This is a genomic window from Streptomyces sp. NPDC052396 (genome assembly GCF_044593195.1).
GTDB lineage: Bacteria > Actinomycetota > Actinomycetes > Streptomycetales > Streptomycetaceae > Streptomyces.
The window spans coordinates 372021-385131 of sequence record NZ_JBIUAW010000002.1; the positions used below are offsets into that span (position 1 = coordinate 372021).

18 protein-coding genes are annotated in these 13111 nt (G+C 69.5%); 11 read left to right on the forward strand and 7 right to left on the reverse strand.

The genetic code is table 11. The features are described 5' to 3' along the window. Positions 1 to 25: 25 nt before the first annotated feature. From ACIHFE_RS06755 to ACIHFE_RS06765, 3 genes are read right to left on the reverse strand one after another with little or no spacing between them, the layout of a single operon-like run. The gene (locus tag ACIHFE_RS06755) at positions 26 to 790 is read right to left on the reverse strand and encodes an AIM24 family protein (protein ID WP_400104724.1); all 765 of its coding nucleotides are present in this window, start codon (positions 788 to 790) and stop codon (positions 26 to 28) included. Then, positions 787 to 1437 (reverse strand): AIM24 family protein, encoded by a 651-nt coding sequence (locus ACIHFE_RS06760; protein WP_400104725.1) that lies wholly within the window; start codon positions 1435 to 1437, stop codon positions 787 to 789. Before ACIHFE_RS06760 ends, ACIHFE_RS06755 begins: the two co-directional genes overlap by 4 nt. Further along, on the reverse strand, positions 1437 to 2075 hold the full coding sequence (locus ACIHFE_RS06765) for an AIM24 family protein (RefSeq protein WP_400104726.1): 639 nt from the start codon (positions 2073 to 2075) through the stop codon (positions 1437 to 1439). Before ACIHFE_RS06765 ends, ACIHFE_RS06760 begins: the two co-directional genes overlap by 1 nt. Positions 2076 to 2275: 200 nt before the next feature. Between ACIHFE_RS06765 and ACIHFE_RS06770 the strand changes: the two genes are divergently transcribed. Next, entirely contained in the window at positions 2276 to 2620 is a 345-nt protein-coding gene (locus ACIHFE_RS06770) for a DUF3817 domain-containing protein (protein WP_400104727.1), read from the forward strand. Then, positions 2617 to 2913: an MTH1187 family thiamine-binding protein gene (locus tag ACIHFE_RS06775; protein WP_400104728.1), complete on the forward strand. Its 297-nt coding sequence runs from the start codon at positions 2617 to 2619 to the stop codon at positions 2911 to 2913. Before ACIHFE_RS06770 ends, ACIHFE_RS06775 begins: the two co-directional genes overlap by 4 nt. Before the next feature lie 70 nt (positions 2914 to 2983). Here the strand turns inward: ACIHFE_RS06775 and ACIHFE_RS06780 are convergent, their stop codons facing one another. After that, positions 2984 to 3169 carry a type II toxin-antitoxin system prevent-host-death family antitoxin gene (locus ACIHFE_RS06780; protein ID WP_400104729.1) on the reverse strand — a complete coding sequence of 62 codons (186 nt, stop codon included), beginning with the start codon at positions 3167 to 3169 and terminating at the stop codon, positions 2984 to 2986. 95 nt (positions 3170 to 3264) lie between these two features. Between ACIHFE_RS06780 and ACIHFE_RS06785 the strand changes: the two genes are divergently transcribed. From ACIHFE_RS06785 to ACIHFE_RS06800, 4 genes are all read left to right on the forward strand, one after another. Then, positions 3265 to 3615, forward strand: a complete 351-nt coding sequence (locus ACIHFE_RS06785) for a hypothetical protein (protein WP_400104730.1) — start codon at positions 3265 to 3267, stop codon at positions 3613 to 3615. 81 nt (positions 3616 to 3696) lie between these two features. After that, complete coding sequence (locus ACIHFE_RS06790; RefSeq protein WP_400104731.1) at positions 3697 to 4209, forward strand: MarR family winged helix-turn-helix transcriptional regulator; 513 nt, start codon at positions 3697 to 3699, stop codon at positions 4207 to 4209. Between the two features lie 78 nt (positions 4210 to 4287). Continuing rightward, on the forward strand, positions 4288 to 4626 hold the full coding sequence (locus ACIHFE_RS06795) for a DUF3817 domain-containing protein (protein ID WP_400104732.1): 339 nt from the start codon (positions 4288 to 4290) through the stop codon (positions 4624 to 4626). A gap of 119 nt (positions 4627 to 4745) precedes the next feature. Continuing rightward, complete coding sequence (locus tag ACIHFE_RS06800; protein ID WP_400104733.1) at positions 4746 to 6446, forward strand: methylmalonyl-CoA mutase; 1701 nt, start codon at positions 4746 to 4748, stop codon at positions 6444 to 6446. Between the two features lie 12 nt (positions 6447 to 6458). On the opposite strand, the gene ACIHFE_RS06805 is transcribed toward ACIHFE_RS06800, so the two are convergent. Further along, positions 6459 to 6737 (reverse strand): type II toxin-antitoxin system RelE/ParE family toxin, encoded by a 279-nt coding sequence (locus ACIHFE_RS06805; RefSeq protein ID WP_400104734.1) that lies wholly within the window; start codon positions 6735 to 6737, stop codon positions 6459 to 6461. Positions 6738 to 6740: 3 nt separating this feature from the next. Beyond that, entirely contained in the window at positions 6741 to 7022 is a 282-nt protein-coding gene (locus tag ACIHFE_RS06810; RefSeq protein WP_400104735.1) for a type II toxin-antitoxin system Phd/YefM family antitoxin, read from the reverse strand. Positions 7023 to 7177: 155 nt separating this feature from the next. On the opposite strand from ACIHFE_RS06810, the gene ACIHFE_RS06815 reads away from it, so the two are divergent. The 4 genes from ACIHFE_RS06815 (at position 7178) to ACIHFE_RS06830 (ending at position 10883) form a co-directional block, all read left to right on the forward strand. Next, positions 7178 to 8800: a hypothetical protein gene (locus ACIHFE_RS06815; RefSeq protein WP_400104736.1), complete on the forward strand. Its 1623-nt coding sequence runs from the start codon at positions 7178 to 7180 to the stop codon at positions 8798 to 8800. 71 nt (positions 8801 to 8871) lie between these two features. Further along, positions 8872 to 9783 (forward strand): ADP-ribosylglycohydrolase family protein, encoded by a 912-nt coding sequence (locus ACIHFE_RS06820; protein ID WP_400104737.1) that lies wholly within the window; start codon positions 8872 to 8874, stop codon positions 9781 to 9783. Positions 9784 to 9885: 102 nt separating this feature from the next. Beyond that, positions 9886 to 10698, forward strand: a complete 813-nt coding sequence (locus ACIHFE_RS06825; protein ID WP_400104738.1) for a helix-turn-helix domain-containing protein — start codon at positions 9886 to 9888, stop codon at positions 10696 to 10698. Next, entirely contained in the window at positions 10695 to 10883 is a 189-nt protein-coding gene (locus ACIHFE_RS06830) for a DUF397 domain-containing protein (protein WP_400104739.1), read from the forward strand. Before ACIHFE_RS06825 ends, ACIHFE_RS06830 begins: the two co-directional genes overlap by 4 nt. 12 nt (positions 10884 to 10895) lie before the next feature. Here the strand turns inward: ACIHFE_RS06830 and ACIHFE_RS06835 are convergent, their stop codons facing one another. After that, on the reverse strand, positions 10896 to 11522 hold the full coding sequence (locus tag ACIHFE_RS06835; RefSeq protein WP_400104740.1) for a TetR/AcrR family transcriptional regulator: 627 nt from the start codon (positions 11520 to 11522) through the stop codon (positions 10896 to 10898). Positions 11523 to 11777: 255 nt separating this feature from the next. On the opposite strand from ACIHFE_RS06835, the gene ACIHFE_RS06840 reads away from it, so the two are divergent. After that, the gene (locus tag ACIHFE_RS06840; RefSeq protein WP_400104741.1) at positions 11778 to 12746 is read left to right on the forward strand and encodes a tetratricopeptide repeat protein; all 969 of its coding nucleotides are present in this window, start codon (positions 11778 to 11780) and stop codon (positions 12744 to 12746) included. Positions 12747 to 13111 lie beyond the last annotated feature (365 nt).

Genomic DNA, 13111 nt, shown 5'->3' on the forward strand with positions numbered 1-13111 from the left:
GACATCACACTCCGGAGGGTACCGCTCACAGCCCGAAACGGCGCTGGAGATCCCCAAGCTGCCCGGGCAGCCGGGGAGCGGATGAATGATTTGCCGGACTTGCTCCCGGTACGCCCTCCTCGTCCGGCGGCGCCCCCACCGACCGTTCCTCCATCAGCTGCTCACTGGACTGCACCAGAACCGTCCCCGTCCCGGTGAACTCAAACTGGTGCTCCTCGCCCGAGGTGCCGCCCAGCCCGGTGAACATCCGCACCCCGCCCAGCACTCCCCGCAGATAGCGGTGGTCGTAGTGATGGCAGGGCGAAGGGCAGTCGGCCCATCCCACCAGCGCCTGGGGATCCACCCGGATCGGTGGTTCCACAAACACCACCGGACCGTTGGAGGCGGCCACGAACTTCCCCGTCCCGATCAGCGTGAGGAAGCCCGGCACGATCGACTGCTTGAGTGCCAGCGAGGGCTCGAAGGCCAGCAGATTGCCCGAGCGCACGGTCAGGTTGCCGTCCTCCAGGTCATAGGAGTTGACGTCGAACGCCCGGTCCGCCAGCAGCATCCGGCCCCGCCCCTCGGCCACCACCCAGTCCGAGGCATGCAGCGGGCTGTGGAAACTGCTCTCCACCAGCCGGTCCAGCGGGCCGTGCCCGATGCCATGGAAGGAGATCTGCCCGAAGTAGGCGATCATCTTCCCCTTCTGCAGAAACCACCGGCCGTCCAGATCCACGCTGAACGCATAGGGGTTGACGTTGTCATTGACCGGCAGGGTGTGCGCGTCATAGACCACCGGACCGTTCACAGCTTCTCCTCCGACGCCTGCACATACACCGTGCCGTTGCCCGACAGCTCCAGCCGGAACGCCTCGCCCGACCCCCGCCCGACCAGCTCCCGCCAACCCAGCGCCGCCGACAGCCGGTTGCGCACCTCGCCCCGGTGCGCCACATATGCCTGTGGATCGACATGCACCGGCCGCTGCGGAGTGATCGGCAGCTCGACAAAGCCGCCGTGCGCCAACACCGCCGCCGCGCCATGGCCGTTGAGGGTCGTGGTGAACAGGCCCTGCCCGGTCGCCTGGCCGCGCACCACCCCCATCACACCCCCCTGGGACCCCATGAACATGGTGCCCTGCCGCAGTGAGCCATCGAAGGCCAGCAGCCGGTCCGACTCCACATAGAGCGTCTCGCCGGACAGCTCGATCACCTGCACATGGTGGCCGCCGTGCCCGAACATCACCGTGCCATGGCCCTCCACCGCCATCAGCGGAGTGGCCTCATTGGCTATCCGGCGCCCGATCATCCCCAGCACCCCGCCCTGGCCCCCGGTGATGCTCGGGGTGAAGGACACCTCGCCCTGGTAGGCCAGCATCGCCCCCCGCTGGCTGAACAGCCGCTGCCCCGGCAGCACTTCGGCCTGGACGATCCGCGAGTTCACCGCCCGGAACGCCATCAGATGTCACCCCCGAAGGTCTCCCGCTCGCTGGGCTGCACATACACCAGGCCGTCGCCCTCGAAGCGGATCTGGAACGCCTCGCCCGAGCCCTCGCCGATGAACGTCCGGAAGTTCACCCCCGACTGGAAGTGCTGCTTCAGCCGCCCGGTATGGGCTATGTAGGCCCCCGGATCCACCTGGAGCGGCGTCTGGGGCGTCACCCGCAGCACGATGGCCGTGCCGTCCGAGAGGATGGCCGCCTGCCCGGTGCCCTCCACGGTGGTGGTGAACAGCCCATTGCCCTGCGCGGCGCCGCGCAGCCCGGTGAAGGTGGTGCCGGTGCGCAGCGAGGCGTCCGTGCACAGCAGATTGCTCGCCTCCACATAGAGCGTCTCGCCCTGCAGCGAGACCAGGTTGATCTCGTGCGCCCGGTCGGCGAAGTAGCAGGTGCCCGTCCCCTTCACCTCCATCACCGCCATCTGCTCGCCGGTCAGCCGGCGGGTGACCATGCCGCGCAGGCCGTCGCCGCCGCCCGTCATCTTCTTGAACGTCATCTCCCCCTCGAACGCGACCATGGAGCCGTTCTTGGCCTTGACCGCGTCGCCCGCCATATCGACGGCGAGGACCTTGCTTCCCTGGAGCCGAAACTGTGCCACGCCCTGACGCTAGCCGCCCGCCGGGCCGTTCCGACAGGCCCTCCGCCCCGGACCGGCCCCTGGTCCGGACCCTGGCAAGGCCCTGAGAACCGACCCCGGTCCGGCGCCGGACGCCCTGGCTGTCACAATGGCGGGGAACTTGTGAATGCGGTCACAAGCAGTGACCGCCCGGCCACCGCCCCCAACCCGAAGGTGCTTCCGTGGACCTCAAGACCGCCACCGCCCTGCGCCGGCTCCGACTGGTCTCCTCCCCGGAGGCCGTCTCCTGGCTCCTGCTGATCGTGTGCATCGTGCTGAAGAACACGACCTCGTTCAACGCGGTGCCGGTCATGGGCTGGGTGCACGGCATCTCGTTCATCCTCTATGTGGTCTTCCTCGCCGACGCCTGGAACCGCACCAAGTGGCCGCTGAAGACCGCCGCCCTCTACCTCTTCCTCTCCGTCCTGCCCACCGGCGGCTTCTTCGCCGACCGGATGCTGCGCCGGGAGGCCGAGGCCAGCGTGATCGCCGCCCGCGCCCGCAAGGAAGGCGTGGTCAGCGCATGATCGCCGCGTTCTCCGTCACCCCCATCGGCGTCGGCGAGGACGTCGGCGAATATGTCGCCGAAGCGGTCCGGGTGGTCCGCGCCTCCGGCCTGCCCAACCGCACCGACGCGATGTTCACCTCCATCGAAGGCGACTGGGACGAGGTCATGGACGTCATCAAGCGCGCCGTGGCCGCCGTGGAGGCGCGCTGCGGCCGGGTCTCCCTGGTGCTGAAGGCGGACATCCGGCGGGGGGTCACCGATGGCCTGACGTCCAAGGTGGAGACGGTGGAGCGGCACCTCGCGGAGGGCTGAGGCCGTCCCACAGCGTGTGTGCTCCGTACACCTGGTGCGGGGTACACGTTTCACGGTGGCCGTGGCGGGCTCACGCACGCTCCAGGCCGAGCCGAGCGCGAACCTCGTCGTGCGGGATCAGAGTCAGCGTGCCGGCGGCCTTTTCCGCTCGGTACCGCGCCAGGGCCAGAGCGTCCTCGAGGTCTGCCGGTTCCTCCGGGCTGTTCAGTGCAGCGGCAGGCCGGCCGCGATCGGTGGTGGGAAGCGTTTCACCCATGGACAGAACCGTACAGAGGACGCGGGCCCGGGAGGGAGGAACCGAGAACCCCGGTACGCTCGGCCCCTTGTGATCCGATCCGAGGGGGACTCCATATGTTCGAGCTGTTCGGCGGCGCGGCGAAGAAGGCCGAGAAGGCGCCCGAGGTGATCGTCCTGCGTGACTCCCAGGCCATCGCCGATGCCGTGCAGCAGGCGCTGGCCGAGGCGAGCGCGGAGGACCGTCCCGGCCTGGAGCGTGCCGCCGGCCTGATCGCCGCGCTGGCCGCCCGGCCGGAGCGCGAGGTACGGGCCAAGTGGGCGCGCGGCATCCTGGCCGCCGCCGGGATCGACCCGCACACCCAGGAGGTGCCCGCCGTCCGCGCGGTGCGCCAGGCCGAGCCCGGTCTGAGCCTGAAGGCGGCCGTGCGGCTGGTCCGCGAGGCCAAGGGCGAGACCGTCCCCTAGCCCGCTCCTGGCCCGTCTCCGTCCGTCTCTTAGTACGAGACGACCGGCCCCGGCAGGTGGCCGCCCGGTACGCTCGTCCCCGTGCCGAAGCCCCTCAGCCTCCCCTTCGATCCCATCGCCCGTGCCGATGAGCTGTGGAAGCAGCGCTGGGGGGCGGTGCCCTCCATGGGCGCGATCACCTCGATCATGCGGGCCCAGCAGATCCTGCTCGGCCAGGTCGACGCGGTGGTCAAGCCGTACGGGCTGACCTTCGCCCGGTATGAGGCGCTGGTGCTGCTCACCTTCTCCAAGGCCGGCGAACTGCCGATGTCCAAGATCGGCGAGCGGCTGATGGTCCACCCCACCTCGGTCACCAACACGGTGGACCGCCTGGTCAAGGCGGGCCTGGTGGACAAGCGCCCCAACCCCAAGGACGGGCGCGGCACCCTGGCCTCCATCACGGACAAGGGCCGGGAGGTGGTGGACGCGGCCACCCGTGACCTGATGGCGATGGACTTCGGGCTGGGGTCGTATGACGCCGCCCAGTGCGCGGAGATCTTCGAGGTGCTGCGGCCGCTGCGGGTGGCGGCGGGGGATTTCGAGGACGCGGACTGAGGGGCGCGGTCAGGCCGCGCCCAGGCGTGCCCCCGCCCTCACGGGGCTGATCCATTTCGGGCCGTTACGCTCGTATCCATGAAAAAGAGCGTGCTGACCCGCTATCGCGTGCTGGCCTATGTCACCGGCGTCCTGCTGATCCTTCTCACCCTCGGCGTCATCGCCAAGTATGTGCTGAACATGGACGGCGTCGCGGGTCCCGTCCAGATCATCGCCATCGCCCACGGTTGGCTGTACGTCGCCTATCTGGTTGCCGCCTTCGACATGGGCTCCAAGGCCAAGTGGAGCTTCGGCAAGCTCGCCTGGATCCTGCTCGCCGGCACGATCCCCACGGCCGCGTTTGTGGTCGAGCGCAATGTCACCCGCGAGCTGGAGCCCAAGCTCCTGGACGCCGAGCCCGCCGCCGCCAAGGCGTAGCGAGCCGCACCGCGCCCCGACGCCCCTTGTGCTCGGGGCGCTGTTGCGCGACCATTTACTAGGACGTCCTAGTAAATGGCATGGAGCGCGACGGAGCGCGGAGAGGTGGTCGGCACCACATGGACGCAGCAGCCATCGAGTCGGGGCGCAGCCGCTGGCAGGCCCGCTACGACGCGGCCCGCAAGCGCGACGCCGACTTCACCACCCTCTCCGGCGACCCGGTCGAGCCGGTCTACGGCCCCCGCCCCGGCGACACCTACGAGGGCTTCGAGCGCATCGGCTGGCCCGGCGAGTACCCCTTCACCCGGGGCCTGCACGCCACCGGCTACCGGGGCCGCACCTGGACCATCCGCCAGTTCGCCGGCTTCGGCAACGCCGCGCAGACCAATGAGCGCTACAAGATGATCCTGGGCAACGGCGGCGGCGGGCTGAGCGTCGCCTTCGACATGCCGACCCTGATGGGCCGCGACTCGGACGACCCGCGCTCGCTGGGCGAGGTCGGTCACTGCGGTGTGGCCATCGACTCCGCCGCCGACATGGAGGTCCTCTTCAAGGACATCCCGCTCGGCGAGGTCACCACCTCCATGACCATCAGCGGCCCCGCCGTCCCCGTCTTCTGTATGTACCTGGTCGCCGCCGAGCGTCAGGGCGTCGACCCGGGCGTCCTCAATGGGACGCTCCAGACGGACATCTTCAAGGAGTACATCGCCCAGAAGGAGTGGCTGTTCCAGCCCGAACCCCATCTGCGCCTGATCGGCGACCTGATGGCGCACTGTGCGTCCAACATCCCGGCCTACAAGCCGCTTTCGGTCTCCGGCTACCACATCCGCGAGGCGGGCGCGACCGCCGCCCAGGAGCTGGCCTACACCCTCGCCGACGGCTTCGGCTATGTCGAACTCGGCCTCTCCCGGGGCCTGGACGTGGATGTCTTCGCCCCCGGCCTGTCCTTCTTCTTCGACGCCCATGTGGACTTCTTCGAGGAGATCGCCAAGTTCCGTGCCGCGCGCCGGATCTGGGCCCGCTGGATGAAGGAGGTCTATGGCGCGAAGACGGACAAGGCGCAGTGGCTGCGCTTCCACACCCAGACCGCCGGTGTCTCGCTCACCGCCCAGCAGCCGTACAACAATGTGGTCCGCACGGCCGTGGAGGCCCTGGCCGCCGTCCTCGGCGGCACCAACTCCCTGCACACCAACGCTCTGGACGAGACCCTCGCCCTGCCCAGTGCGCAGGCCGCCGAGATCGCCCTGCGCACCCAGCAGGTCCTGATGGAGGAGACCGGCGTCGCCAATGTCGCCGATCCGCTGGGCGGTTCCTGGTACGTGGAGCAGCTCACCGACCGCATCGAGGCCGACGCCGAGAAGATCTTCGACCAGATCAAGGAACGCGGCCTGCGCGCCCACCCCGATGGCCAGCACCCCATCGGCCCCATCACCTCCGGCATCCTGCGCGGCATCGAGGACGGCTGGTTCACCGGCGAGATCGCCGAGAGCGCCTTCCGCTACCAGCAGGCCCTGGAGAAGGGCGACAAGCGGGTGGTCGGCGTCAACTGCCATGAGGGTTCGGTGACCGGCGACCTGGAGATCCTGCGCGTCAGCCATGAGGTGGAGCGCGAGCAGGTGCGCGTGCTGGCCGCTCGTAAGACGGCTCGCGACGATTCCGCCGTCTCCGCCGCCCTGGACGCCATGCTCTCCGCCGCCCGGGACGGCTCCAACATGATCGAGCCGATGCTGGACGCGGTGCGCGCGGAGGCCACCCTCGGCGAGATCTGCGGGGTGCTGCGGGAGGAGTGGGGGACGTATACGGAGCCGGCGGGGTTCTGAGCGGACGGTGCCTCACAGGTGGCGGTAGACCTCGCGCCGGTTGGCTACCGTCAGCACCCACACGATCAGTTGACCGTCCTCGATCGTGTAGACAGCGCGGTAATCACCGACGCGGAGTCGCCACCGGCTCTCGTGTCCTTGCAGGGCCTTGATGTCGAATGCCGAGGTGTCGCCCTCGCTCAGGGCCGTCTGGAACTCGGTGAAGCGATAGAGGATGCGCAATGCGTCGGGGCGGGGAATCTTCTGCATGTCGCGCTGTGCGCGAGGGGTGAACTGCGTGATGTAGCCCACGCGTCAGCTGCCCTGGGTGCGGAGCAGAGCGGCCATCCCTTCGAGGGAAACCGAGCCTGCGGTGCCCTCGGCGAGTGCTTCGTCGGCCAGCCGGTTGAGCCAGGCGTCCTCGTTCGCCTCGGCGATCCGCCGAAGGTGCCGATACTCGTCGATGTCGATGAGGACGGCTTCTTCCTTGCCGCGCCGAGTGATGACGGTCGGGGTGGCGTTCCGTCGGGCGCGATCGATGACATCCGCGAGATGGCTGCGGACTTCGGCCATGGATTCAACTACCGGCTCGCTCATGCAACCAATGTACCTGATGTACATCCAGTCCGTCGCGCGGGGTAACTGTCGAGTCAGGGGCGGGTAAAGCCTCAGTCATGTTCGTGTCGTAGCCTCCGGTGTAGATCATTCCGGCCGCCGTAGGCGGCCTCAGCACCACTGGGGGCTTCGACACCGTGCGTGTCCGTCGTTTCAACTCCACACTCGCCGCAGCCGGCGTCGCCCTGCTGCTGGCAATCTCCACCCCGGCCGCCCATGCGGACGGCAGGAGCAAGCTGCCGATCACCGGTGACCTCCCGCAGGGGGAGATGGTGGTGGACGGGGTCCACCACCAGGTCTTCATCAGCGACCCCAAGACCAGTTCGGTGGTCGTCACCGACTACAACGGCCGGCTGCTGAAGCGGATCACCAGTGAGACCAGCGCCAACGGCCTGGCGCTCAGCCCGGATTCGGGCACGCTCTATGTCGCGTTGACGGAGGTCGACTCGATCTCCCTGATCGACACGGCCACCCTTCAGGAGAAGGACCGCCACGACACCGGGGTGTCCCCGAAGTACCTGGCCTTCACCGGCGGCAAGCTCTGGTTCAGCTATGAGGCGCATGTCCAGGGCAACCTCGGCTCCATGGCACCCACCGGCCCCTGGCCCAAGGTCTCCCTCGACCAGGCGGACGGGGTGGCCTGGGACCACGCCCCGAGGCTGACCACCGCGCCCGCCGCCGACCGGGGCCTGCTGGTCGCCCAGGGCGATGACTACGAGCGGCGCGAGCGGGCGGTCTACGACGTGTCCTCCGGCGCGGCCAGGCAGCGCGCCCACCGCAAGGAGACCACCGGCGGCCGGCTGTTCAACGCCCTGTCCCCGGACGGCAAGGAGATCGCCGCCACGGACGGCGACGACGGTCTGACCGCCCTACGGGCCTCGGACCTCACCCCCTCCGGGACGACCCGGAAGCTGGCCGGCAAGGAGGAACTGCGCTCCGTGGCCTTCGCGCCCGACGGCGCCCTGGCCGTGGGAAGCGCGCACGGCGCCCAGGTCTTCCGCCCGGGCGACCGCGAGCCGGTCCGCAAGTACAGCGTGGGTGACGGCGACTGGGTGCAGCCGCGCGGGCTGGCCTGGGCGCCGGACGGCAGCAAGCTGTTCGTCCTGACCACCGGCTCCTTCGACAACGACCTTGTGCTGCGCACCATCGACGGCCCCGCCCGGCAGAACACCCAGCTGCGGCTGGGCGTTTCCGGCAAGGCGTCGCTCGACAGGAAGCTCGCGCTGCGCGGCTCGATCGGCACCTCCTTCAACGGCTGGTCCGAGGAGGTACGGGTGGAGCTGATCCGTACCGACGCGGCCTCGCCCAAGGGCAAGTCGCTGGGCGTACGCACGGTGCGGCCGGGGCTGCTCGACCGCGGCTTCGACCTGGCGGACGTCCCGCGCGTCGGCGGCAAGGTCACCTACACCCTGCGGTTCGCGGGCGACAGGACGCACGCCCCGGCGAGCGACTCGGTCACGGTCGATGTGCCGCGCAACAAGACCACGCTCGCCCTGACCGCGGGCGCCAAGGCGGTCCCTGCCGGGAAGAACGTCACTCTGACGGCCAAGCTGGGCAAGACGGCCCAGGAGCGTACGGTCTCGGTCTACGCCCAACCGGCCGGCGGCGCCAAGAAGTTGGTGCGCGCGGCCAAGGTGGACCGCGACGGCAAGCTGGTCGTCAGCTACAAGGTCACCAAGAACACCACCTTCACGGCGGTCTTCGCGGGTGACTCGCGTACCGAGCCGGTCCGGGCCACCGCGGTGGTCAAGCGCGGCTGAATCCACTCGCGCGTACGGGCGGGTCACGACGAGAATGCCGTGACCGCCCGTACGTCTGGAGGAGTTTTGCGATGACCGGCCCACAGCACGCCCACGCCAGCCTGGACGGCCTTGTGCTGGGCGATACCTTCGGTGACGGCTGGTTCATCCGCTCCGACGAGGACCACGAAGCGCTGTGGGCCGCACGGGAGTTGCGTCCGGCGCCGTGGCTGTGGACGGATGACTCCGCCATGGCCTGCGTCCTATTCGCCCACCTGGCGACCCACGGTGAGGTCCGACCGGGCGCTCTGGCCAAGGAGTTCGCCGCCGAGTACGCCCGGGACCCGGGGCGCAAGTACGGGCCCTCGATGCACGGTGTGCTGCGCGCCATCGGCGAGGGCGGTGATTGGCGGGCCGTGACCACGGCCCAGTTCGGCGGACAGGGTTCCTACGGCAATGGCGCGGCGATGCGGGTCGCCCCGCTGGGGGCGTGGTTCCGGGACGATCTGTCGGCCGCCGTGGCGCAGGCCCGGCTATCCGCGCTGACCACGCACGCCCACCCCGAGGCGGTGGCCGGCGCGGTGGCGGTCGCGGTCGCCGCGGCGCTCGCCGCCACGGGCGAGGACGCCTTGCCGCGCGCCGAGTTCCTGCGGGAGGTCGCCGGCCATGTGCCGCACAGTGATGTGCGCTCGGGTCTCCTGACGGCCGCGCGGTTCCCCGAGCACACCTCGGTCCGCCATGCGGCGTCCGTGCTCGGCTCGGGCTCCCTGATCTCGGCCCCGGACACGGTTCCATTCGCCCTGTGGTCCGCCGCCGGGCATCTGGACGACCTGCCCGAGGCGTTGTGGCAGACCGTTGCGGGGTGGGGTGACCGCGACACCACCTGCGCGATCGCGGGAGGCGTCGCCGCCGCCCGCACCGGCACGGGCGATGTGCCCTCGGCCTGGTTCGCGGCGCGCGAGGGTATCCCCGCCTGGAGCCGCTGGCAGACCGGGCGGTCGTGAATCACCCTCCGGTGGGAACCTCTTTCGAACTCGGCTCGCACACCGCTTGCCCGCCGTAGCCTCCGGCGGTACGGACGGAGTGTATGGAGAGGGTGGGGTGCGATGACTGCTGAGGCGTCTCAGCCGCCGATGGCCTGGCGTTTGTGCGGAAACCAGGTGAAGCTTTGGCGCACGGATGCAGGCGTCAGCCGGGAGCAATTGGCCAACGAAGCCGGGTACGACTACGAGTACATCAAGTCGATGGAGACCGGTCGGCGGCGCCCGACTCAGCGGTTCCTGGAAGTCGCCGACGAAATGTGCGGTGCGCGGGGGAAGCTGATCGCGGCGCGGGAGTATCTGCAGCCCGAGCGGTTTGCCCATCGTGTACAGGATTTCGTCGTGGCCGAGGCCGACGCGATCGCCGTTCACGCGTACCAGGCGCTGCTCATCCCGGGTTTGCTCCAGACCGAGGACTACGCTCGCGTGCTGATGGACAACCACCTTCCTCCGGCGGATGACGAGGCGCTCGCCGAGCGGCTGGCGGGTCGGCTGGCGCGGCAGGAGCTGCTGAAGAAGGCATCCGTCATGTTCACCTTCGTGATCTATGAGGCGGCTTTTCACGCCATGGTCGGCGGCCCGGCGGTCATGAAGGAGCAGCTCCGTCATCTGCTCGTGGTGGGACACCAACGCAATGTCGATGTGCAGGTGCTGCCTGCCGAACGTGGAGCGACTCCGGGGCTCAACGGCCCGTTCGTCTTGCTCGAGACCGCTGAATTCGACCACTGCGCTTGGGAGGAAGGCCAGAATGCTGGCCTGCTCTACACAGAGCCTGAGAAGATCAATCTTCTGACCAAACGACTCGGTGTGATCCGTGCAGCGGCCCTCAATGCTGACGAATCGGCCGAGTTCATCGCCGAGTTGGCGGAGAGACTATGAACAGCGACATAGGTGGTTGGTTCAAGTCCAGCTACTCCCAGGGCGACGGTAGCGACTGCGTTGAGGTCGCCACCACGGCGTGCGTCGTCCATATCCGGGACTCGAAGCACAACGGGGGCCCCCGCCTCGCCATACCGCCCGCCGCCTGGGCGGAGTTCATCGCCGGGGTGGCCGAACAACCGTGATCGCGAGGGTCCTCACCCCGCCGAACCCCCCACCGCGCCCAACCCTCCCACCAGCAACGCCGTAAACTCCCGCGCCCACTCCGCGTCCACCGGCTCCGCGCTGACCAGCGTCCGGTGGACGACCGCGCCCGCGATCACATCGAAGATGAGGTCCGCCGTGCGGGCGGCCAGGGCAGGGTCGGGCTCGTGGGGCAACTCGCCCCGCCGCTGGGCGCGTTCGCGGCCCAGCAGGACCAGGTCCTTCTGGCGGTCCACGATCGCGGAGCGGATGCGTTCCCGCAGGGCCTCGTCCCGGGTGGACTCGGCGACCACGGCCATCAGCGCGGTCTTGGTCTCCGGCCGGTCCAGCAGGGCGGCGAACTGGCGGACCACGCCCTCGATGTCGGCCTGCAGGCTGCCCCGGTCCGGGAGCTCCAGGTGCTCGTCGAAGAGATCGGCGACCGCGTCCACCACGAGTTCGTTCTTGCCGGCCCAGCGGCGGTAGAGGGTGGTCTTGGCGACGCCGGCGCGGGCGGCGACCTCGCCCAGGGTGAGCTTGCCCCAGCCCAGTTCGACCAGGACCGTGCGCGTGGCGTCGAGGATCGCCCGGTCGGCCTCGGCGCTGCGCGGGCGGCCGGTGCGGCCTTGGGGACGGTTCATGGGCAGCGACCTTACTCCCGAGTAGGGGGAAGGCGGGGGAGTGAGGGAGATCACTCGCGGGGGAGGGGTGGGAAGGGCAGGGGGCCTTGCCGGGGGAGTGGGGGATGCAGTTACGCTACGGGTCGTAGCGTAAGAAGCGAGCGACAACCACGGTGCCGGGTGGGGACCCGGCGCGATACACAAGCGAGCACCGCTACGAGCGAACGGCGACGGCGTACTTTCCGATTCACCGGGCGGAGGGGGGAGGATGGACTCATGCAGCCACGGAACATGTCCATGAGTGGAGTCGTCGACCTCGCCGCGGTGAAGGCGGCCGGGGAGGCCAAGCAGAAGGCGGAGCAGACGCGGGCCGAAGCGGCACGCCGGGGCGGCACACCGGCCGCCGGGGCGGGCCGGGTGGTGCTCGATGTGGACGAGGCCGGCTTTGAGCAGGACGTCCTCCAGCGCTCCGCCGAGGTGCCCGTCGTCATCGACTTCTGGGCCGACTGGTGCGAACCCTGTAAGCAGCTCGGTCCCCTGCTGGAGAAGCTGGCCAAGGAATACGCCGGCCGGTTCGTCCTGGCCAAGGTGGACGTGGAGGCCAACCAGCTGCTGTTCCAGCAGTTCGGTGTGCAGTCCATTCCCGCGGTCTTCGCGGTGGTGGCCGGCCAGGCCCTGCCGCTGTTCCAGGGTGCCGCGCCCGAGGCGCAGGTCCGTCAGGTGCTGGACCAGCTGATCGAGGTCGCCGAGCAGCGCTTCGGCATTGTGGGCGCGCCGGTGGAGCCGGGTATGGAGGACGAGGCCGAGCCGGCGCCGCGTCCGGCCGGCCCGCACGACCTGGCGCTGAGCGCGGCCCATGAGGCGCTGGACCGGGGCGACCTGGGCGGTGCCGTCCAGGCGTACAAGAACGTGCTCTCCGACGACCCAGCCAATGTGGAGGCCAAGATCGGCCTCGCCCAGGCCGAACTGCTGCGCCGCGTCCAGGGGTTGGACCCGCAGCAGGTGCGCAAGGCGGCGGCCGACGCCCCCGGCGATGTCAAGGCGCAGATCGACGCGGCCGACCTGGATCTGGCCGGCGGGCATGTGGAGGACGCCTTCGGGCGGCTGCTGGACGCCGTGCGGCGCACGGCCGGTGAGGACCGGGACGCGGCGCGGGTGCGGCTGCTGGAGCTGTTCGATGTGGTCGGCCCCGAAGACCCCCGGGTGATGGCGGCGCGTACGGCGCTGTCCCGCGCGCTGTTCTAGGGGCGCCGCCCGGACGGTGAACGCCCCCTGAGTCACTCAGGGCGCGGCATGCGTCGGTTATCAAATCTTAATAAGGCGGCGGCCGTGACGGCCGGTGACAAAAACCCGGGCTTATGCCCGGGTTTTTCGCTTTGCCGGGCGAAAGTTCCGGTCACCGAGGGTGGCTGTCCATTGCGTCCCGGACTTCCCGCGGATATCCCCGCGTTACCCGCTAGTAATGAACCTCTTGTGCGGCGCCCTGGAATGGACCACGATCGGCGCATCTCGGTCCATCACCGTGGCACGGCAACCAGTCGGCGCATGGGAGTTGGGTCCCCACCGAGTGGGCCGGCGGCCTGTGCCGGTTCTTGGGGCAGGGGGGTCAT